18 protein-coding genes are annotated in these 21,700 nt (G+C 58.9%); 9 read left to right on the top strand and 9 right to left on the bottom strand.

The window, feature by feature from the left end; genetic code table 11:
* Positions 1 to 369 precede the first annotated feature (369 nt).
* The 5 genes from lpdA to ampD form a co-directional block, all read right to left on the bottom strand.
* Positions 370 to 1,797: a dihydrolipoyl dehydrogenase gene (lpdA, locus tag KYK33_RS02630; protein ID WP_224431937.1), complete on the bottom strand. Its 1,428-nt coding sequence runs from the start codon at positions 1,795 to 1,797 to the stop codon at positions 370 to 372.
* Between the two features lie 153 nt (positions 1,798 to 1,950).
* Positions 1,951 to 3,846, bottom strand: a complete 1,896-nt coding sequence (aceF, locus tag KYK33_RS02625) for a pyruvate dehydrogenase complex dihydrolipoyllysine-residue acetyltransferase (RefSeq protein WP_224431936.1) — start codon at positions 3,844 to 3,846, stop codon at positions 1,951 to 1,953.
* Between the two features lie 163 nt (positions 3,847 to 4,009).
* Positions 4,010 to 6,670, bottom strand: coding sequence for a pyruvate dehydrogenase (acetyl-transferring), homodimeric type (aceE, locus tag KYK33_RS02620; protein ID WP_224431935.1), 2,661 nt, complete (start codon positions 6,668 to 6,670; stop codon positions 4,010 to 4,012).
* Positions 6,671 to 6,737: 67 nt separating this feature from the next.
* Positions 6,738 to 7,502 carry a pyruvate dehydrogenase complex transcriptional repressor PdhR gene (pdhR, locus tag KYK33_RS02615; protein WP_224431934.1) on the bottom strand — a complete coding sequence of 255 codons (765 nt, stop codon included), beginning with the start codon at positions 7,500 to 7,502 and terminating at the stop codon, positions 6,738 to 6,740.
* A 273-nt stretch (positions 7,503 to 7,775) separates the two neighbouring features.
* On the bottom strand, positions 7,776 to 8,351 hold the full coding sequence (gene ampD, locus KYK33_RS02610; RefSeq protein ID WP_224432928.1) for a 1,6-anhydro-N-acetylmuramyl-L-alanine amidase AmpD: 576 nt from the start codon (positions 8,349 to 8,351) through the stop codon (positions 7,776 to 7,778).
* Positions 8,352 to 8,462: 111 nt separating this feature from the next.
* Here ampD and KYK33_RS02605 point away from each other — a divergent pair, with 111 nt between their 5' ends.
* The 9 genes from KYK33_RS02605 to yacG all read left to right on the top strand — a co-directional run bounded on the left by KYK33_RS02605 (position 8,463) and on the right by yacG (position 16,323).
* Positions 8,463 to 8,939, top strand: a complete 477-nt coding sequence (locus tag KYK33_RS02605; protein WP_042041791.1) for a retropepsin-like aspartic protease family protein — start codon at positions 8,463 to 8,465, stop codon at positions 8,937 to 8,939.
* A gap of 5 nt (positions 8,940 to 8,944) precedes the next feature.
* On the top strand, positions 8,945 to 9,814 hold the full coding sequence (gene nadC / locus KYK33_RS02600) for a carboxylating nicotinate-nucleotide diphosphorylase (protein WP_224431933.1): 870 nt from the start codon (positions 8,945 to 8,947) through the stop codon (positions 9,812 to 9,814).
* A 424-nt stretch (positions 9,815 to 10,238) separates the two neighbouring features.
* Entirely contained in the window at positions 10,239 to 10,655 is a 417-nt protein-coding gene (locus tag KYK33_RS02595; RefSeq protein ID WP_224431932.1) for a pilin, read from the top strand.
* Positions 10,656 to 10,658: 3 nt separating this feature from the next.
* Positions 10,659 to 12,365, top strand: a complete 1,707-nt coding sequence (gene tapB, locus KYK33_RS02590) for a PilB family type IVa pilus assembly ATPase TapB (RefSeq protein WP_224431931.1) — start codon at positions 10,659 to 10,661, stop codon at positions 12,363 to 12,365.
* A 62-nt stretch (positions 12,366 to 12,427) separates the two neighbouring features.
* Positions 12,428 to 13,669: a type II secretion system F family protein gene (locus KYK33_RS02585; protein ID WP_224431930.1), complete on the top strand. Its 1,242-nt coding sequence runs from the start codon at positions 12,428 to 12,430 to the stop codon at positions 13,667 to 13,669.
* Positions 13,670 to 13,753: 84 nt separating this feature from the next.
* Positions 13,754 to 14,626, top strand: a complete 873-nt coding sequence (locus tag KYK33_RS02580; protein ID WP_224431929.1) for a prepilin peptidase — start codon at positions 13,754 to 13,756, stop codon at positions 14,624 to 14,626.
* A 66-nt stretch (positions 14,627 to 14,692) separates the two neighbouring features.
* On the top strand, positions 14,693 to 15,307 hold the full coding sequence (gene coaE, locus KYK33_RS02575) for a dephospho-CoA kinase (protein WP_042041797.1): 615 nt from the start codon (positions 14,693 to 14,695) through the stop codon (positions 15,305 to 15,307).
* Between the two features lie 37 nt (positions 15,308 to 15,344).
* A complete protein-coding gene (gene zapD, locus KYK33_RS02570) occupies positions 15,345 to 16,067 on the top strand; it encodes a cell division protein ZapD (protein ID WP_042041798.1) in 723 nt (240 codons plus the stop codon).
* Between the two features lie 61 nt (positions 16,068 to 16,128).
* Entirely contained in the window at positions 16,129 to 16,323 is a 195-nt protein-coding gene (yacG, locus tag KYK33_RS02565; RefSeq protein ID WP_042041799.1) for a DNA gyrase inhibitor YacG, read from the top strand.
* 75 nt (positions 16,324 to 16,398) lie between these two features.
* On the opposite strand, the gene mutT is transcribed toward yacG, so the two are convergent.
* From mutT to lpxC, 4 genes are all read right to left on the bottom strand, one after another.
* Positions 16,399 to 16,809 carry an 8-oxo-dGTP diphosphatase MutT gene (mutT, locus tag KYK33_RS02560; protein ID WP_224431928.1) on the bottom strand — a complete coding sequence of 137 codons (411 nt, stop codon included), beginning with the start codon at positions 16,807 to 16,809 and terminating at the stop codon, positions 16,399 to 16,401.
* 85 nt (positions 16,810 to 16,894) lie between these two features.
* Positions 16,895 to 19,615 carry a preprotein translocase subunit SecA gene (gene secA, locus KYK33_RS02555; protein ID WP_224431927.1) on the bottom strand — a complete coding sequence of 907 codons (2,721 nt, stop codon included), beginning with the start codon at positions 19,613 to 19,615 and terminating at the stop codon, positions 16,895 to 16,897.
* 57 nt (positions 19,616 to 19,672) lie between these two features.
* On the bottom strand, positions 19,673 to 20,578 hold the full coding sequence (locus KYK33_RS02550) for a M23 family metallopeptidase (protein WP_224431926.1): 906 nt from the start codon (positions 20,576 to 20,578) through the stop codon (positions 19,673 to 19,675).
* A gap of 137 nt (positions 20,579 to 20,715) precedes the next feature.
* On the bottom strand, positions 20,716 to 21,639 hold the full coding sequence (lpxC, locus tag KYK33_RS02545; protein WP_042041805.1) for a UDP-3-O-acyl-N-acetylglucosamine deacetylase: 924 nt from the start codon (positions 21,637 to 21,639) through the stop codon (positions 20,716 to 20,718).
* Positions 21,640 to 21,700: the final 61 nt, after the last annotated feature.

Raw genomic sequence — 21,700 nt, 5'->3', positions numbered from 1 at the left:
CATGTTTGACACAAGAGGGAGCACCATGGTGCTCCCTCTTGTCTTGACGTCATGCCGCAGCCCTGTGCCTGCCCATCCTTATTGCTATCCCGTTGCGGCATAATCAGGAAAATCGTGGCAGTGTCATGAACGAGCGGGTGATGAGCATTATCCTGGCTCGGGCGGCAGCAGTGGCTCTCTCCGGGTGCACGATGTCGATGTGAGCCTGGACGATATCCGGGTCAGGGATGGCGATCGGGGGCTATGGTACCTTCTGCCCGCCGGGCCAGGCCAAGCAGAGCCGTTGCTGAGCGCTTTCGCTCGCAGACCCTGTAAACCAAAAAAGCCGCTCAAAAGAGCGGCTTTTTCATATGGAGTGCGAGAAGAGCATTACTTCTTCTTCTTGGCCTTGGCGTTCGGCAGATCGGTGATGGATCCTTCGTACACTTCGGCGGCCAGACCCACGGACTCGTGCAGAGTCGGGTGAGCGTGGATGGTCAGCGCCAGATCTTCGGCGTCGGCACCCATCTCGATGGCCAGACCGATCTCGCCCAGCAGCTCACCGCCGTTGGTACCGACGATGGCACCCCCGATGACGCGGTTGCTGTCCTTGTCGAAGATCAGCTTGGTCATGCCATCAGAGCAATCGGACGCAATGGCGCGGCCGGAAGCTGCCCAGGGGAAGGTGGCGACTTCGAAGTTCAGGCCCTGTTGCTTGGCTTCCTTCTCGGTCAGACCAACCCATGCCATCTCTGGCTCGGTGTAGGCGATGGACGGGATCACTTTCGGGTCGAAGTAGTGCTTCTTGCCGGCAATGACTTCGGCCGCCACGTGGCCTTCATGCACACCTTTGTGGGCCAGCATCGGCTGACCGACGATGTCGCCGATGGCGTGGATGTGAGCGACGTTGGTACGCAGCTGCTTGTCCACTTCGATGAAACCGCGCTCGTTGACGGCAACACCGGCTTTCTCGGCGTCCATCAGCTTGCCGTTCGGCACACGACCGACCGCGACCAGCACGTTGTCGTAGCGAACCGGCTCGGCCGGGGCGTGCTTGCCTTCGTAAGAGACGTACAGGCCATCTTCACGGGCTTCAACTGCGGTGACCTTGGTCTCCAGCATGATGTTGAATTTCTTGGCAACGCGCTTGGTGTAGATCTTGACGATGTCTTTGTCGGCAGCCGGTACCAGCTGGTCGGCAAATTCCACCACGTCGATCTCGGAACCCAGGGAGGAGTAAACGGTACCCATCTCCAGACCGATGATGCCGCCACCGATAACCAGCAGCTTGCCCGGTACTGTGGTCAGTTCCAGCGCATCGGTTGAATCCCATACGCGGGGATCATCATGGGGGATGAACGGCAGTTTCACCGGACGGGAACCCGCGGCGATGATGGCGTTGTCGAAGGTAACGACTGTCTTGCCGTCATCACCGGTCACTTCCAGGGTGTTGGGGCCGGTGAATTTACCGAAGCCGTTCACAACCTGAACTTTACGCATCTTGGCCATGCCGGCCAGACCGCCGGTCAGCTGATTGATGACCTTCTCTTTCCACAGACGCACCTTGCCGATGTCAGTCTGGGGGGCACCGAACACGATGCCGTGATCGGACAGCGCCTTGGCTTCTTCGATCACTTTAGCGACGTGCAGCAGCGCCTTGGACGGGATACAACCCACGTTCAGGCAGACGCCACCCAGGGTGGAGTAGCGCTCGACGATAACGGTTTCCAGACCCAGATCGGCGGCACGAAAAGCAGCGGAATAACCGGCAGGGCCAGCACCCAGTACTACGACCTGAGTTTTGATTTCTTTACTCATCATGACCTCTTTGTCGTTCTATATCCCCGGACAGCACAGTCTTATGCCAAAGAAGGCGGCTGCAGCCGTGAAAAAAACGGGGCAAGTTTATAATTTTGTTAATGAAATGAGAAGTGAAAAGGGCGAGCTCTGTGCTCGCCCTCTCATTTACATTTACAGAACCAGTCGACGAATGTCGGACAGCACACCACTCAGGGTGGTGACGAAGCGAGCACCGTCGGCACCGTCGATGACGCGGTGGTCATAGCTCAGTGCCAGCGGCAGCATCAGACGCGGCACGAACTCTTTGCCGTTCCACTTCGGCTTCATCTCGGACTTGGAAACACCGAGGATGGCCACTTCCGGCGCGTTGACGATCGGGGTAAAGCTGGTACCACCGATGCCACCTAAGCTGGAAATGGTGAAGCAACCGCCCTGCATGTCGGCAGCGGTCAGCTTGCCGGCACGGGCCTTCTTGGAGATCTCGGCCAAGTCGCGGGACAGCTCATGGATGCCCTTCTTGTTGACGTCGCGAACGACCGGAACCACCAGGCCACCCGGGGTGTCGACCGCCACACCGATGTGGATGTACTTCTTCATGATCAGCTTGCTGCCGTCTGCGGACAGGGCGCTGCAGAAGCGCGGGTGCGCTTCCAGGGCCTTGGCGGCGGCTTTCAGGATGAACACCAGCGGGGTGATCTTCACATCCAGCTTCTGCTTCTCGGCTAGCATGTTCTGTTCTTTGCGGAAGGCTTCCAGATCCGTGGTATCGGCTTCGTCGAACTGGGTGACATGAGGGATCATGGCCCAGTTGCGGTGCAGGGCAGGACCGGAGATCTTCTGGATCCGAGTCAGTTCCAGCTCTTCGACCGGGCCGAACTTGCTGAAATCAACCTTGGGCCAGGCGACGACGCTCATGCCGTTGCCAGTGCCTTGACCAGCGGCCGGGGCGGACTCGGCGCGCTTGACTGCATCCTTCACATAAGCCTGCACGTCTTCTTTGACGATGCGACCCTTGCGACCTGAGGCTTTCACCTTGGCCAGGTTGACGCCGAACTCACGGGCCAGGCGGCGCACGGCCGGAGAGGCGTGCACGTAGGCATCGTTGGCAACGAAGTCGGAGGACGCAGCAGCCGGAGCGGCAGCCTGAGCAACCGGGGCGGCGGCAGGGGCAGCGGCAACAGGTGCGGCAGCCTGGGCAACCGGGGCGGCAGCAGGGGCGGCGCCAGCCACTTCGAATACCATGATCAGAGAACCGGTGGAGACCTTGTCACCCGCCTTCACCTTGATCTCTTTGATGATGCCGGCGAAGGGCGCTGGCACTTCCATGGAGGCCTTGTCACCTTCCACGGCGATCAGGGACTGGTCGGCTTCGACCTTGTCACCGACGGCGACCATGATCTCGGTCACTTCGACTTCATCACCACCGATGTCAGGAACATTGACCTCTTTGGCAGCGGCGGCAACCGGGGCAGCAGCCACGGGAGCAGCAGCCTGAACCGGGGCAGCCACGGCGGCAGGTGCGGCGCCAGCCACTTCGAATACCATCACCAGGGAACCGGTGGAGACCTTGGCGCCGGCGGCAACCTTGATCTCGACCACACGGCCCGCGAAGGGTGCCGGCACTTCCATGGAGGCTTTGTCGCCTTCCACGGCAATGATGGACTGGTCGGCTTCAACCATGTCACCCACGGCAACCATCAGCTCGGTCACTTCGACTTCGTCGTCACCTATATCAGGGACGTGAACGTCTTTGCGTGCGGCGGCAGCAGGAGCGGCCGGTGCAGCAGCAACCGGAGCGGCAGCTTGAGCGGGGGCTGGCGCGGCGGCAGCAGCACCTTCGGCTTCGAAGATCATGATCTGGGAACCGGTGGCAACCTTGTCGCCCACCTTGATCAGGATCTCTTTGACGATACCCGCAGCCGGAGCCGGGACTTCCATGGAGGCCTTGTCACCTTCCACGGCAATCAGGGACTGGTCGAGCTCGACCTTGTCACCCACAGCGACCATGATTTCAGTCACTTCCACTTCATCGGCACCGATATCCGGCACCATAATCTGTTTGGACATTGTGCTTTATCCTCTTACGCGTCTGTCGCGTTAACCTTGGCAAGAGCAGGTTCCGGCTCGTTGTTGCCGTCCGGACCCTGTGTTTGTCCTCTTACCCTTATGTCGCATTAACCTGGGCAAGGCCCTGTCCGGCACGCAAGTCCGGACAGGGCGCTCAATCCTCTTACGCGTACAGCGGGTTAACCTTGTCGGCATCGATGCCGTACTTGGCGATGGCGTCGGCCACAACCTGCTTGTCGATCTCACCGCGCTTGGCCAGTTCGGTCAGGGCAGCAACCACGACATAGAACTCGTTCACTTCGAAGTGACGACGCAGGTTGGCACGGCTGTCGGAACGGCCATAACCATCGGTACCCAGTACACGGTAGTGCTCGGTCGGCATGAAGGCACGCACCTGCTCGGCGAAGGACTTCATGTAGTCGGTCGCGGCTATGGTGGCTTCGGAACCCAGTACCGAGGTGATGTAGGGTACGCGGGCAGCAGCAGTCGGGTGCAGCATGTTCCAGCGATCGACGTCCTGACCATCACGAGCCAGCTCGTTGAAGGAGGTGACGCTGAACACGTCGGAACCGACGCCATACTCGCTCGCCAGGATCTGGGCGGCGGTACGGACGTGGCCCAGGATGGAACCACAACCCAGCAGCTGTACCTTGGCCTTGGTACCGGCCACGGATTCCAGCTTGTAGATACCCTTGCGGATGCCTTCCTCGGCGCCTTCCGGCATGGCCGGCATGGCGTAGTTCTCGTTGAGGGTGGTGATGTAGTAGAAGACGTTCTCAGGCTTCTCACCGTACATGCGGCGCAGGCCGTCCTGTACGATCACCGCCACTTCATAGGCGTAGGACGGATCGTAGGAGATGCAGTTCGGGATGGTGCCGGCCAGGATGTGGCTGTGACCATCTTCGTGCTGCAGACCTTCACCGTTGAGGGTGGTACGACCGGAAGTCGCGCCCAGCAGGAAACCACGGGCTTGCTGGTCACCCGCTGCCCACGCCATGTCGCCGATCCGCTGGAAGCCGAACATGGAGTAGTAGATGTAGAACGGGATCATCGGGCAATCGTTGGTGCTGTAGGAGGTCGCAGCAGCCAGCCAGGAGGACATGGCGCCCAGCTCGTTGATGCCGTCCTGCAGAACCTGACCCTGTTTGTCTTCCTTGTAGTAGGAGACGATGTCACGGTCTTGCGGGGTGTACTGCTGACCGTGCGGGCTGTAGATGCCGATCTGACGGAACAGACCTTCCATCCCGAAGGTACGAGCTTCATCGGCCAGGATCGGCACGATGCGCTTGCCGATGGACTTGTCTTTGAGCAGCACGTTCAGGGAACGCACGAACGCCATGGTGGTGGAGATCTCACGGGCCTGCTCGCCCAGCAGCGGACCAAAGGTCTCCAGCGCCGGGATTTCCAGGGTGGTGGTGGTCTCACGCAGACGAGTCGGTACATAACCTTTCAGCTCGGCACGGCGGGCATGCAGGTACTTGTACTCTTCGGTACCCTCTTCGATCTTCAGGTACGGCAGCTCTTCCATCTGCTCATCGGTCACCGGCAGGTTGAAACGATCGCGCAGGTGACGCACCGAGCCGAGATCCATCTTCTTGACCTGGTGGGCAATGTTCTTGCCTTCGGCCGCTTCACCCATGCCATAACCCTTGATGGTCTTGGCCAGGATGACGGTCGGCTTGCCCTTGGTCGCTGCGGCCTTGGAGAAGGCGGCGAACAGCTTACGAGGATCGTGACCACCGCGGTTCAGGGCGAAGATCTCCTCGTCGGTCATGTCTTTGACCAGGGCTGCGGTTTCCGGGTAGCGATTGAAGAAGTGCTCACGGACATAGGCGCCGTCACGGGACTTCATGGTCTGGTAGTCACCATCCACGGTCTCGTTCATCAGCTGGATCAGCTTGCCTGAGGTGTCTTTCTTGAGCAGCTCATCCCACTTGCGACCCCAGATAACCTTGGTCACGTCCCAGCCGGCGCCGGCGAACAGGCCGTCCAGCTCGTTGATGACCTTGCCGTTACCCACGACAGGACCATCCAGACGCTGCAGGTTGCAGTTGACCACGAATACCAGGTTGTCGAGCTTTTCACGCACGGCAACGGTCAGGGCGCCCTTGGCTTCCGGCTCGTCCATCTCGCCGTCACCCAGGAAGGCGTACACGGTCTGGTCGGCACAGTCTTTGATGCCACGGTCGGTCAGGTATTTCAGGAAACGCGCCTGATAGATGGCGGCGATAGGACCCAGACCCATGGAGACGGTCGGGAACTGCCAGAAGTCCGGCATCAGTTTCGGGTGCGGATAGGAAGGGATACCCTTGCCGTCCACTTCCTGACGGAAGTTGTCCAGCTGGTCTTCGGTCAGGCGACCTTCGACGAAGGCACGAGCATAGATGCCCGGGGAGATGTGACCCTGGAAATAAACCAGATCACCACCATCCTTCTCGTTGCGAGCGCGGAAGAAGTGGTTGTAGCAGACTTCGTAAATGGTGGCGCTGGAAGCGAAAGAGGACATGTGACCACCCAGGTCCAGATCCTTTTTAGAAGCGCGCAGCACTATCATCACGGCATTCCAGCGGATGATGGCGCGAATACGGCGCTCCATCTCCTGATCGCCCGGGTAAGCCGGTTCGTCAATGGCAGGAATGGTGTTGATGTAATCGCGATTCGCTTTCTCAGCCACTTCCACACCGCTAACGCGTGCCTTCTCAGTAAGCTGTTCAAGGATGAACTGAGCGCGTTGCGGACCCTCTTCACGCAACAAGGATTCCAGAGAGGCAAGCCACTCCAGCGTTTCTATCGGGTCCACATCGTTCTTCAGGATATCAGACATGGCTGGTTCCTATTGTTATTGCACGGGATGTAAGTTGCGCAAAATTCGACAATAAAGCCTTGTGGGATTAGTTTTCCTGCTGACGGATCCGACGCATGGATCGCTGGATCCGGCTATCTTCCCTCTGCATATCCAACAAGGTGTCCTCGATAAAGGCCAGGTGCTCATGACAAGCAGTCCTGGCCCGCTCCGGAGCCCCCGACAGGATAGCCTCGATCAGCGACGCACGATGGCGACGGATCTTGGCGACCACTCCCGGACGGCGATTCAAAATTTCGTTATTTCGCAAAATGTTCTGTTCGAGCATGGGACCCATGGCCCGCAACAGGTGCAGCAGCACCACGTTGTGGGAGGCCTCCGCCACCGCCAGATAGAACTGGGTGACAGCGCTCGACTCGCTCGCAAGCGATCCCTGCTGCCCGGCGGCCTCGATGGCGGCCTGGGCGGCGCGGATGCGCTCGAAATCTGCCTCTGTACCCCGCAGCGCAGCATAGTAGGCACAGATGCCTTCCAGTGCGTGGCGAAACTCCAGCAAGTCATACTGGGCTTCAGGGTGGGTACTGAGCAGCTCGAACAGGGGATCGGCGATGCCCTTGCTCAAACCATTTTGCACAAAGGTGCCACCGCCCTGGCGGCGATACAGCAACCCACGAGCCTCCAGACGCTGGATGGCCTCTCGCAAGGAGGGGCGCGACACCTGAAACTGGATGGCGAGTTCCCGCTCTGGCGGCAACTTCTGGCCAGGCTGCAAGCTGCCTTCCAGGATCATGTGCTCCAACTCGGCGACGATGGCGTCAGCCAATTTGGGTTGAGTAACTTTACGATAGGGCATGAGGCAGCTTTGTTAAATTGGTATTACCAATTTCATGAATGGGGCGAAAATTAGCAGAGGGCATGGAAAATGTCCACCCAAAATCTGATCTGCATCAAGAAAGTGAACTGCCTACTTATGGGTAATCTTCGGGAACCATGATCTCACTCATAGAAAATGGTCTGACCAATATTTCTGCGCCAGATCACAGACAACATTTGGGTAACAGCCAATAAAAATAGCCTGCACTGTTAGCAAGCCATTGATTTAAAAAACACAAACTTAATTTCAACACTAGCAGGATTTGTTTGTTTCCTGGCGATATCGCACCCAGTCAAAACTGCTGCCCGGATCCGTCTTGCGGCCCGGCGCTATGTCGCAGTGCCCCACCACCCGCTCTGCCACTATGGCCGGGAAACGCGCCTGAATGGTTCGAGTGAGACTCGCCAGCACGGCATATTGCGCAGGGCTATAAGGCAGATCATCGGTCCCCTCCAGCTCGATGCCGATGGAGTAATCGTTGCACGCTTCTCGCCCCTCCCAGCAAGAGAGGCCCGCATGCCAGGCTCGGGCAATAAAAGGCACATATTGCACCAGCTCTCCGTCGCGGCGGATCAGGCAATGGGCGGAGACCCGCAGTTGATGGATCTCGGCGAAATAGGGGTGGCCATCAGGATTGAGGGTGCCGCTGAACAGCTCGTCGATATGAGGACCGCCGAACTGCCCTGGTGGCAGGCTGATGCCGTGCACCACCAGCAAGGAGACATCCTCGGGGCTGGCCCGCTCATTGTGATGAGGAGAGGGCACCCGTCTGGCCTGCTCGCACCAACCGTCTGAATCAATGGAAAATACTGTGTTAGGCTGGGTCATCATCTCTCTTGCTCATGGTATGGATGTGCGCATTACCGCCCTTAGGGTCTGGCTATCACTCCCCCCGCGTTCACAGCCCGGGCTGTTGTCCTGCACCGGGGGGCGCTCTTAATGGCGGCCCCTGCTGCGGCCCGCTGGCTCTGGCTACTGACCTGGCTCTCGCTGATGGGACTGCTCACCCTCTATTTCCATACGGGTAGCCAGCCCAGCGTCACTGCCAGCGGCGAACTGCGTCTGCCGATGGATGCCAGCGGCCACTATCGTCTGGAGGGTGCCATCAACGGCCAGGAGGTGCAACTGCTGCTCGACACTGGCGCCACCCGGGTCACCATACCGGCTGAGGTGGCGAGTCGGCTGGGGCTCGTGGTGCAGGGACAGAGTCGGGTCAATACGGCAGCTGGCCCTATTCTGGTCGGCAACGGTCGGATAGAAAGCCTGGCGATGGGCCCGCTGACCTTGTACGATCTGGCCGTTTACATCAATCCAGCCGCCAGCGGCAATGAGATCCTGGTCGGCATGAACGCCCTCGGTCGGCTGGAGCTGACTCAACGAGACAGGCAGTTGCTTCTCAGACCCTTGCAGGAATAAAAGGCATGTTACAACAGGACATCAGCCGCGCCGTGCGCGCCGCGTTACTCGAAGATTTGGGGGGCGCCCTGACCGCCCAAGACCAACCGGACGCCCGCGCCGACATCACGGCTCAGCTCATCCCGACCGATCGCCAGGCCAGTGCCCGGGTCATCACCCGCGAGGCGGGGGTCTTCTGTGGTCAAGCCTGGGTGGATGAAGTCTTTGCCCAGCTCGGTGGCGAGGTACAAGTGGAGTGGTTGGTCCAGGACGGCGACATCTTGCAGCCGGATCAGGAGCTGTTTCGTCTCCACGGCCCGGCCCGGGTGCTGTTGACCGGTGAGCGCAATGCCCTCAATTTTGTGCAGACCCTCTCCGGGGTGGCCACCCTGACCGCCCGCTACGTCGCAGAGCTCACCGGCACCCAATGCCGCCTGCTCGACACCCGCAAGACGCTGCCAGGGCTGCGGGATGCCCAAAAATATGCCGTGACCTGTGGCGGCGGCAAGAACCACCGTATCGGTCTGTATGACGCCTACCTCATCAAAGAGAACCATATTCTCGCCTGCGGCGGCATCATGGAGGCCGTGAGCGAGGCCCGCCGCCTCAATCCGGGCAAGCCGGTGGAGGTGGAGGTGGAGTCGCTCGTCGAGTTGGCACTCGCCCTCGATGCCGGCGCCGATATCGTCATGCTGGATAACTTTGATGTGGCCATGATGGGTGAGGCGGTCACCCTGAACGGCAAGGGGGGCGAGCGCCGGGCCAAGCTGGAGGTATCCGGCAACGTCACCCTGGACACGCTGGCTGAATTTGCCGCCACCGGCGTGGATTACATCTCGGTCGGTGCCCTGACCAAGCATGTGCGGGCCCTCGATCTCTCCATGCGCTTTATCTGACCCGTCAACGCCGTCATTACCATTCACCTGCCCCCGCTAGCCATGGTGCCAGCGGGGGCAGGGATCTCTCCTTAGTCAAGCCCCTCAATCCTTTCGGCTCACTCCCTCGATCTCCCCCTTCTCCCGATACCGGGGCAGCAATCAACCCCTGACGCATCTCGACTTGCAAAAGACGCCATTGACGCCTTTTCTTTAGGCAAGGCCCGCCCATGGTAAAAGGAGAGACCGGAACAGCCGACTGAATGACAGGGAACCAAAGGAAACCACTAACCTTCTGATTTATCTCTACTTATGTCATTAGTTTAATGCTCGTCAACTAAACTGGATTGCGTTGTTGCCAAGTGCAGCAGTTTGGCTAAGCTGCCAAGAGCGGTGAGGTCACCGCCAGTGTTATCAGGACCCATGTGAAATAAGGATATTGAAGATGAGAAAGCAAACAGGCTTTACCCTGATCGAACTGATGATCGTCGTGGCCATCGTCGCCATACTTGCCGCCATCGCCCTGCCGGCGTATCAGACCTATACCAAAAAAGCCAAGTTTTCTGAGGTAGTTGCGGCGACAGGCGGCGTTAAAACTGCCATCGAAGTGTGTTATCAAACAACCGATGATATAGATTCTTGCAATGCCAATGGCTCAGGAGGTGTCCCTTCTGCCGCTGGCCCCAGTGGTTATGTGAAATCGGTGGAAGTAGATGACACTCCGGCAGATGTTTCTATAACCGCAACCGGCGCAGATCCATTCGACAATGTAACCTATATTCTGACTGGTACCGCTAGTGGTGGACAAATCCTGTGGGCACCCAATAGCTCAGCTACTTGTACTGACCAAGGCATTTGCTAACGCATGACCTCTAGCCCCCATAGCGGCCTGGCCCTGAGCCTGGCCGCTTCCTCCCTGCTAAGTGAGTCTGACTCACAGCACTATCTGAGCCAGGCCCGCGCCCAGCGCAAACCCTTTGTCACCTACCTTATCGAGAACGACATCCTCGCCAGCAAGACGCTGGCCGAGTTCTGCGAGCTGGAATATGGGGTACCTCTGCTGGATCTTGCCGCCTTCGACCTGGCCGAGATCCCGCAGAAATACCTCAATCAGAAGTTGATCGACAAGCACCATGTGCTGCCCATCTACACCCAGGGCCATACCCTCTATATCGCTATGTCCGACCCGACCAATGTGGCGGCCCTGGAAGATTTCGGCTTCAGCTTCGGCCTGCATACCGAGGCCCTGCTGGTCGAAGAGGACAAACTGAGCCAGGCCATCGGCAAGCTGCTCGAGAGCGAGCATGACGCCCTCGGCATGGACGATATTGATGAGGCCGAGATCTCGGCACTCGAAGTGGCAGACGACAGCAGTCGCCTTGACGAAAGCGTCAACACCGCCGACGACGATGCCCCCATCGTCAAATACATCAACAAGATCTTGATGGACGCCATTCGCCAGGGGGCATCCGACCTGCACTTCGAACCCTATGAGTTCAAGTACCGCATCCGCTTTCGTATCGATGGCATATTGCACGAAGCCTCCACCCCGCCGGTCAATCTGGCCAACCGCTTCGCCGCCCGCCTCAAGGTCATGGCCAGACTAGACATTGCCGAACGGCGCCTGCCTCAGGATGGTCGCATCAAGCTCAAGCTGTCCCGTAACCGCTCCATGGACATGCGGGTCAATACCCTGCCGACCATGTGGGGCGAGAAGGTCGTCATCCGGTTGCTTGACTCCTCGGCGGCCCGGCTCAACATCGAGCAACTGGGCTTTGACGAGACGCAGAAACAGCAATACCTGACCGCACTGAGTAAACCACAGGGCATGATCCTGGTGACAGGACCCACCGGCTCCGGCAAGACGGTTTCTCTCTATACCGGGCTCAACATACTCAATACCCTTGAGGTCAATATCTCCACCGCCGAAGATCCGGTAGAGATCAACCTGCCCGGGGTCAATCAGGTGCAGGTCAATCCCAAGGCAGGGCTCACCTTCGCCAGCGCCCTGCGCTCCTTCCTTCGCCAGGACCCGGATATCGTCATGGTGGGGGAGATCCGGGATCTAGAAACCGCCGAGATAGCCATCAAGGCGGCCCAGACCGGCCACCTGGTACTCTCTACCCTGCACACCAACTCGGCAGCCGAGACCCTGACCCGGATGATGAACATGGGGGTGCCCGCCTTCAACATCGCCTCGTCGGTAACGCTCATCATGGCTCAACGGCTCGCCCGCAAGCTGTGCGATCACTGCAAGGAACCGGAAGCTATCCCCGACTCCGAACTGACCGCGCTGGGCTTCAGTACTCAGCAAGTGACCGCTGGGGTAAGGCTGTTCAAACCCAAGGGTTGCAAGGAGTGTACCGGGGGTTACAAGGGGCGGGTCGGCATTTATGAAATACTGTTGATGTCAGAAAATATCGCCAAACTCATCATGCAGGGGGCGAACTCGTTGCAGATTGCCGCCATCGCCCAGAAGGAGGGGATGCGAACCCTGCGCATATCTGGCCTGGAAAAAGCCCGTCTCGGCGTCACCAGTCTGAGCGAAATCAATAGGATCACCACCAACTAGCTCGTCAGGCCGCCGACTTATCACGCCGCTCATCAAGCGGCCCTCATTGCAAGGATGCAAGGATGGCTACTCTATCGAAGAAGCGCAACCAGCCCGCCAAGGTCTATACCTTCCGCTGGAAAGGGGTCAATCGCAAAGGCAAGGATATCTCCGGGGAGCTACAGGCCGAACACGTCAATATGGCCAAGGCCGAGCTGCGCAAGCAGGGGGTCAGCGTCTCCCGTATCGGCAAAAAGAGTCACGGCCTCTTCTCCAAGGCGGGTGCCAAGATCAAGGCGATGGATATCGCCGTGGTGAGCCGCCAACTTGCTACCATGTTGAGCGCTGGCGTACCCCTAGTGCAGAGCCTGCAGATCATCGCCCGTAGCCACGAAAAATCGAGCATGCGTGATTTGATGGGGCAGATTGCCAGCGATGTCGAAACCGGTACGCCCATGTCGGAAGCCCTGCGCCAACACCCCCGCCATTTTGACGATCTCTATTGCGATTTGATCGAGGCAGGGGAACATTCGGGGGCACTCGAGACCATCTATGATCGCATCGCTACCTATCGGGAAAAGGCCGAAACGCTCAAATCCAAGATCAAGAAGGCGATGTTCTACCCCAGTATGGTGATCCTGGTGGCCATAGTGGTGACCTCCATCCTGCTGTTGTTTGTCATCCCGCAGTTTGAAGACATCTTCAAGAGCTTCGGCGCCGAGCTGCCCATTTTCACCCAGTTCGTCATTGGCATCTCCCGCTTCATGCAGGATTGGTGGTATATGATTTTCGGCGGGATAGCCCTGGCCATCTTCCTCTATGTACGGGCCTGGCGCCGCTATTCCAAAGTCCGAGATAACACCGACAAATTCATTCTCACCATCCCCGTGGTCGGCATGATATTGCACAAGGCCGCCATGGCCCGCTTCGCTCGCACCCTCTCCACTACCTTCAGCGCCGGTATTCCCCTGGTGGATGCACTTATCTCGGCGGCAGGAGCCTCGGGGAACTATGTCTATCGCACTGCCATTCTGGCCATTCGCAATGAAGTGATGGCTGGTATGCAGATCAACGTCGCCATGCGCACCGTGGATCTCTTCCCGGACATGGTGATCCAGATGGTGATGATAGGAGAGGAGTCTGGCGCTATCGATGAGATGCTCTCCAAGGTCGCGACCATCTTCGAGCAGGAGGTTGACGATCTGGTCGACGGCCTCACCAGTCTGCTAGAGCCCTTTATCATGGTGGTACTGGGCGTGCTGGTTGGCGGCATGGTGGTGGCCATGTATCTGCCCATTTTCAAACTGGGTTCTGTCATCCACTAATGCGATCAAACCATCCCGGCGGGGGGCCAGCGCCCTCAGCCGCCGGGGTCATGCTACACTGCCTGCTTCCTTATCCGAGACTCGATGCAACCCATGACTGAACTGGCGCTCAGCCTGCCCTGGCTCTACCTGACCCTGGTATTTCTCTTTTCCCTGACCATTGGCAGCTTCCTCAATGTCGTCATCCACCGCCTGCCCATCATGCTCGAGCGTGGCTGGCTGGCCGAGTATCGGGACTACTTTCATCCTGAGAGCGAGTCCGCCCCTACCGAGCCCTATAACCTCATGGTGCCACGCTCCCGGTGCCCCCATTGCCACCATGCCATCAGCGCCCTGGAAAACATCCCGCTATTGAGCTGGCTCTGGCTCAAGGGGCGCTGCCGCAGCTGCTCCGCGCCTATCTCGGCGCGCTATCCCCTGGTCGAGCTGCTCACCGCCCTGCTCTCCGTCGTCGTGGCCAGCCGCCTGCCTGCTGACCCTTCCCTGCTGGCCTATCTGCTGCTCACCTGGGTGCTGGTTGCTCTGACCTTCATCGATCTGGACAAGATGCTACTGCCAGATCCCCTCACGCTGCCGCTGCTCTGGGCTGGCCTGCTGGTCAACCTCATCTGGCAGAAGGTGCCCTTGGCGGATGCCGTCATCGGTGCCATGGCCGGTTATCTGGTGCTCTGGAGCCTCTATTGGGCCTTCAAGCTGCTCACCGGCAAGGAAGGGATGGGTTATGGTGACTTCAAGTTGCTGGCAGCCCTGGGGGCCTGGCTCGGCTGGCAGGCGCTGCCGCTGATCCTGCTGCTCTCCTCCTTGGTGGGCGCCGTGATCGGCATAGCCCTTATCGCCTCCCGCCGCCAAGCGCACAGCAACCCCATCCCCTTCGGCCCCTATCTCGCCATCGCCGGTTGGGTCGCTCTGCTCTGGGGAGATAGCATCACCACCTGGTATCTGCACATGGTGCTCTGACCCCCGCTTGGGGCACAATAACCAGCAAGACGAATAAAGAACGATCACTTCAGGACACACTCACCCATGTATATAGTCGCAATCACAGGGGGCATAGGCAGTGGCAAGACCACTGTCGCCAATCTGTTTGGCGAGCTGGGCATCGACATCATTGATGCGGATGTTATCGCCCGCGAGGTGGTGGAACCCGGTACCCCTGCACTGGCTGCCATCACCCAGCACTTCGGGGTTGGCGTACTCGATGAAGAGGGTGCACTGGACAGACGCAAGCTCCGTGACCGCGTGTTCAGAGAGCCCGATGCCAAGGGGTGGCTCAACGCCCTGCTCCACCCCCTGATCCGCCAGGAGATGCAGCGCCAGTGCGCCGAGGCTAGCTCCCCTTATTGCTTGCTGGTGGTGCCCCTGCTGGTTGAAAACCGGCTCACCGCCATGGCTAACCGGGTACTGGTGGTCGATGTGGACGAGGAGACACAGATCACCCGCACTTGTCGTCGTGATGGGGTCAGCCGTGAACAGGCCAGGGCCATCGTCACCGCTCAAGCGAGTCGTATGGCTCGCTTGGCCGCCGCCGATGACATCATTGAGAACCGGGACGGCTCTCCCGAGCTATTGCGTGGGCGAATTCTGGCGCTGCACCAAACATATCTGACATTTGCCACTCAACAAGCCCGGCAACTGTGAGTACACTAGGCCGGTTTATGGCTGGCCAGGATTAGGCATGATTTACGATTTCCCTCTCAACGAAAAAAGCCGGACCTATCTTCGTCTGGAATCACTGTTCAACCAGATCCATGACAATCTGGGTAGCGATCACCCCTGGTCTCATATCGCCTTCTTCAAGGGGCTGTTCGATCTGCAGGAACTGCTCGAGCGGGGAGATCTGCGCTCGGATCTCATCAAGGATCTTGAACGCCTGAGTCAGCGCCTCGGCCACTGGGCAGAGCTGCCCGATGTCGATCTCGACCAGATCCGTGCGATGCAACAGGAGAGCAGCCAGCTTTCCCGCAAGCTGTTGGGTGCCGCGCGTCCCGGCGCTCGCCTCAAGGAAGACAAGCTGCTCGGCTCCATCCGCCAGCGTTTCTCCATTCCCGGCGGACTCTGCGCCTTTGATGTGCCTCAGCTGCACCACTGGTTGACCACCCCGGCGTCCCTGCGACACCCGCAGATGGAAGCCTGGCTGAGCGACATCCAGTTGCTGATGGGGGCGATTGGCCTCTTGCTGCGACTGTGGCGCGATGCGTCCCACTTCAGCGATCAGGTCGCCACCAATGGTTTCTATCAGGACACGGCGGAGAATGCGGAGTTGATCCGTATCCGCTTGCCCCATGCCATGGGTTGCTACCCGACCCTGAGTGGCCACAAGAACCGCTTTGCGCTGCGCTTCCTGCCCACCCAGGAACAACCCATTGGCGATGTGCCCTTCCAGCTCGCCTGCTGCTAACCAAGAGATGGGAGCCTGGCTCCCATCCTGCGTCATTCATCTCTTGCCTGTGGAGGAACTCATGGTCACCAAGGTCAACTGCCCCAATTGCCAAACCCCCGTGGAATGGGGGCCGCAGAGCCCGTTTCGCCCCTTCTGCAGCAAGCGCTGCCAGCTGATCGATCTTGGCGAGTGGGCCGATGAAGAGAAGCGGATCCCGGGAGAGCTCAATCCGGATCTGCTGCCAGATCCCGATGCCGGAGAGGAGTGGCGCTGAGCCCTCCCCCTCCATAACAAAAAAGGGCCACAATGGCCCTTTTTTGTTATCAACGTTTCGCTACCGCATTCGTTGTCAGCTTTTAGCGACCAAACCCTGTAGCCGCGCGACTATGGGGCCATTGGCATCCGGGAACTGGTAGTTATCCAGCTCGGCCAGGGGTACCCACAGACACTCCTGGCCCTCCTTGCCAAAGGGTTCACCACTGAACTGCGTCACCTTCCAGATATCCAGCAGCACCTGTTTCTCGGGATAGTCATGATGCAACTCCATGAAGGGGGCGCAATCCTCGACCCGGATGCCGATCTCCTCCCACAGCTCCCTGTCCAGGGCTGCCAGCAGATCTTCCCCCGCCTCAACCTTGCCACCGGGGAACTCCCAACGATCGCCCTGGTGACTGTCTGAGGAGCGTTTGGCGATGAAGATGTCACCCCGCTCGTTCTCGATGACGCCAACCGCCACCCAAATCCGCTTCTTCTGTTCCACTCGCTTCACCTCATGGCTGACCACTCGGGCCCTTAACAAAATGAAGGCGGGCACTGGGCCCGCCTCCTTATGACTGATTGACGACTCAGGTCAACTGGCCGTGGCAATGCTTGTACTTTTTGCCGGAGCCGCAGGGGCAAGGATCGTTGCGGCCCACCTTCTGCTCGTCCCGCACGAAGGTAACCGGTGCCGCGTCGGCCTGGGTCTCTTCGTCGGCCAGCTGGTTATCGGCGGTAGCATGGGTGTAAGTACGGGGAGTCGCTTCCGCCTGCTGGCGCTGCTGCTCTTCCATCACCTCGACATCCCGCTCCTGTACCTGAACCCGGCTCAGTATGCTGACCACGTCGCGCTTGAGGGTCTCCAGCATCTGGGTGAACAAGTCGAAGGATTCACGCTTGTACTCCTGCTTGGGGTTCTTCTGGGCATAACCGCGCAGATGAATACCCTGACGCAGGTGATCCATGGCGGCCAGATGCTCCTTCCACAGACCATCCAGGGTCTGCAGCATCACGGCCTTCTCGAAGTTGCGCAGCACATCGACACCGACCAGCTCCTCCTTGCGGGCATAGAGTTGGTTCGCTTCGTCCAGAATGCGCTCGCGCAGCTTCTCTTCGTAGAGCTTGTCGTCGTCACTCAGCCACTGCTGAATGGGCAGGACCAGGCCAAAATCGGCAGCCAGACGGGCCTCCAGGCCGGGCACGTCCCACATCTCTTCCAGAGACTGGGGCGGAATGTATTCGTCAATCACGGCGCCATAGACGTCATCACGGATGATGTGGATGGTCTCGGAGATGTCGTTGGTCTCCAGTAGCTCGTTGCGTTGCTCGTAGACCACCTTGCGCTGGTCGTTGGCCACGTCATCAAACTCGAGCAAGTTCTTGCGGATGTCGAAGTTGCGACCCTCCACCTTGCGCTGGGCATTCTCGATGGCCTTGGTCACCCATGGGTGCTCGATGGCCTCGCCCTCTTCCATGCCCAGCTTCTTCATCATGCCGGTGACGCGGTCAGAGGCGAAGATACGCATCAGCTGGTCTTCCATGGAGAGATAGAAGCGGGACGAACCCGGATCCCCCTGACGACCGGAACGGCCGCGCAGCTGGTTGTCGATCCGGCGGGATTCATGGCGCTCGGTACCGATGATGTGCAAGCCACCGGCGGCCAGCACTTCATCGTGACGGATCTGCCAGGCGGCCTTGATGTCGCTGATCTGTTCGGTGGTCGGGTTCTCCAGCGCGGCAATCTCGGCCTGCCAGTTGCCACCCAGCACGATGTCAGTACCACGACCGGCCATGTTGGTGGCGATGGTCACGGCGCCGAGTTGACCGGCCTGGGCGACGATCTCCGCCTCCATGGCGTGGAACTTGGCGTTCAGCACCTTGTGCGGGATGTTCTCCTTGGTCAGGATGCCGGACAGCAGCTCGGAGTTCTCGATGGAGACGGTACCGACCAGCACCGGCTGGCCGCGGGAGACGCAACCACGGATATCTTCGACGATGGCGCCGTATTTTTCTTGCGCAGTGAGATAGACCAGATCGCCCATGTCCTTGCGCACCATCGGCTGGTTGGTCGGAATGACCACGGTGTCCAGACCATAGATCTGCTGGAATTCGAAGGCTTCGGTATCTGCGGTGCCCGTCATGCCCGCCAGTTTGTCATAGAGACGGAAGTAGTTCTGGAAGGTGATGGAGGCCAGGGTCTGGTTCTCGTTCTGGATCTTGACCCCTTCCTTCGCTTCGACCGCCTGATGCAGGCCATCGGACCAGCGACGACCCGGCATGGTACGGCCGGTGTGTTCATCGACGATGACGATCTCGTCTTTCTGCACGATGTAATCGACGTTGCGCTCAAACAGGGTGTGAGCCCGCAGACCGGCGTTGACGTGGTGCAGGAGGCTGATGTTGGTGGCGGAGAACAGGGAGTCATCCTCGGCCAGCAACCCTTCCTTCTTGAGCAGCTCTTCCACGAAGATCTGACCATTCTCGGTCAGCAGGGCCTGACGGTTCTTCTCGTCGACCGTGTAGTGACCGTCGCCGGTGTACTCTTCGGAGTCTTCCTTGTCCTGCTTGACCAGCAGCGGGATCAGCTTGTTGATCTGGATATACATGGCGGAGCTATCTTCCGCCGGGCCCGAGATGATGAGTGGCGTACGCGCCTCATCGATCAGCACCGAATCCACCTCATCCACCAGGGCATAGTTGAGAGGGCGCTGCACGCGCTGCTCCGGCGAGAACGCCATGTTGTCGCGCAGGTAGTCGAAACCGAATTCGTTGTTGGTACCGTAGGTGATGTCGGCGGCGTAAGCGTCGCGCTTCTGGGACGCATCCATGCCGGGCACGTTGCAATCCACGGTCAGGCCGAGGAAGGTGAACAGCGGGCGGTTCGCCTCGGCATCACGCCTGGCCAGATAGTCGTTCACCGTCACCACGTGCACGCCGTGGCCACCCAGGGCGTTCAGATACGCCGGCAAGGTAGCGGTAAGCGTCTTACCTTCACCGGTTTTCATCTCGGCGATGCGGTTGGAGTTGAGCACCATGCCGCCGATCAGCTGGACGTCGAAGTGGCGCATGCCAAACACGCGGCGCGAAGCCTCACGCACCGTGGCGAAGGCTTCCGGCAGCAGCTGCTCCAGGGTCTCGCCCTGATCCAGACGCTGACGGTACTCTGCCGTCTTGGCCTGCAGTTCAGCATCAGACAACGCCTCGAACTGAGGCTCCATTGCATTGATCTGTTTTACTATTTTGCGCAGGGCCTTGAGCGTTCTGTCGTTCCGGCTGCCGATAATCTTGGTAAGCAGTGTGCTAATCATGGGTACCAACTGTTTCTGGTTATAAGGTTCCGTCGCTGGAACTGGAGAGAAAAAAACCTAACCCCGTCTGGCAGTAAGGAATTGACTGGGGTTGACCTGACGACCGTCTTTCAACACTTCATAATGCAAATGGACCCCGGTCGCGCGACCGGTGCGTCCCATCAGGGCTATCTGCTGACCCTGATCCACTAGCGTGCCCACCTCCACCAACAACTTGGAGTTGTGGGCATAGCGAGTCACCAGGCCATTACCATGATTGATCTCAATCATGTTGCCAAATTCAGGATGCCGACCCGACCAGCTCACTATGCCGGGCCCGGTTGCCAATATGGGCGTGCCCGGCTTGCCGCGAAAATCGACACCCTTGTGCATCTTGGCCCGACCGTTGAACGGATCGACCCGGCCACCGAAGCCGGAGCTTATCCAGACCCGCTCCTGCTTGACCGGCGAGCCGGAAATAAAGCCTGCGTCAGTGATATGGTGATTGAGCATGAAAGATTCAAGTACTGACAGCTGTTCTTCACGACTGCTGAGCTGTTTGCTGAGGTGAGCCATGGAGCTTTGCAGCTCGTCCAGGTTCACCTCCAGATCGGCATCATAGGAGGGGCCGCCCATGGGAGGCAGCTCTTTGAAGTTGAATTCGTCGGGATCGAGCTCGGCTTGTTCGGTCAGGCGCTCGCCGAGGGCATTGAGCCTGCCCAGCTGGCCCTGCATGGTGCCTACCTGAGCCGCCAGCATGGCGAGTTGCTCACGGGCCTGATCGGTAGTTTGGCTCGCCTGCTGCTGCTCTGCTTGAACCAGCGCCAGCTCGAGGGCGGCCATTTTCTGATGCCAGCTCTGCCATAACAGGACAGACCCTAGCACCAGAATAGAAAGAAAGAGACCGCCGACCCAGGCCAGACGTTGTTTGGGGAAGTGCAGCTTGCGCCGCTGCTTGCCATTGAGGATCAGGGTAATGCTCATAGAAATTCAATCTGCTCGGTCGGGTGAGGCGAGTTGCCACCACGAAAATAAAACCGGGAGAGTATCGGTATCGGGATGTAAACAAGAATGACAGGACGTCGGTGCGGAGAGATGACCGACGTCCTGTTGCACAGCTATCAGGCTAGAACCAGACCGTTATCGTAGTAAGCGATGGGGGCTTTGTCGCCCTCACCCTCGAAGGTCACCAGTTCCCATGCCTCCTGCTGAGCCAGCAAGGCACGCAGCAGTTTGTTGTTCAAGGCATGACCCGTCTTGTAGGCGCGGAATTCGCCGATGATGCTGCGGTTACACATATAAAGGTCACCGATAGCATCCAGCATCTTGTGCTTGACGAACTCATCTTCGTAGCGCAAACCATCTTCGTTCAGCACCCGATAGTCATCCAGCACCACGGCATTCTCCAGGCTTCCGCCCAAGGCCAGGTTCTGGGAGCGCAGGTACTCGATGTCACGCATGAAGCCGAAGGTACGGGCACGGCTGATCTCTTTCACGAAAGAGGCGCCGGAGAAGTCCAGTACACAACGCTGATTGCGGCCTTCGAACACCGGGTGCTGGAAATCGATCTCGAGATCCATTTTGAAGCCGTTGCGATAGGGGTGGAATTCCGCCCACTTGTCGCCGTCCTCAACCCGGATGCTCTGCTTGATCCGCACAAACTGCTTGGGCGCATTCTGTTCGCGGATCCCGACTTCCTGCAGCAGGTAGATGAAGGGGTGCGCACTGCCATCCATGACCGGGATCTCGGGAGCATCAACCTCGACATAGAGGTTGTCGATCCCCATCCCGGCCAAGGCGGCGGAGAGGTGTTCTATGGTGGAAACACGCACACCAGCTTCGTTGACCAACGCAGTACAGAGTACGGTATCCCGCACCTGGTCAGCATTTGCTGGCAATTCCACCACAGGATCCAGATCGGTACGCAAGTAAACGATCCCTGTGTTCACAGGTGCCGGACGGAATGTCATTGTGACTTTCCGACCCGAATGCAGGCCCACACCAGTGGCCTGGACACTCGTTTTCAAGGTTCTTTGTCTAATCATGGGCGTATCCACAGCTAAATTCCGGACCAGATGGTCGTTGACGGGCCATCTTAGCACATTC

It is taken from the genome of Aeromonas rivuli (assembly GCF_020149575.1).
GTDB classification, from domain to species: domain Bacteria; phylum Pseudomonadota; class Gammaproteobacteria; order Enterobacterales; family Aeromonadaceae; genus Aeromonas; species Aeromonas rivuli.
The sequence above is the reverse complement of the archived record's forward strand: the minus strand, read 5'-3'. Positions and strand labels throughout refer to the sequence as shown.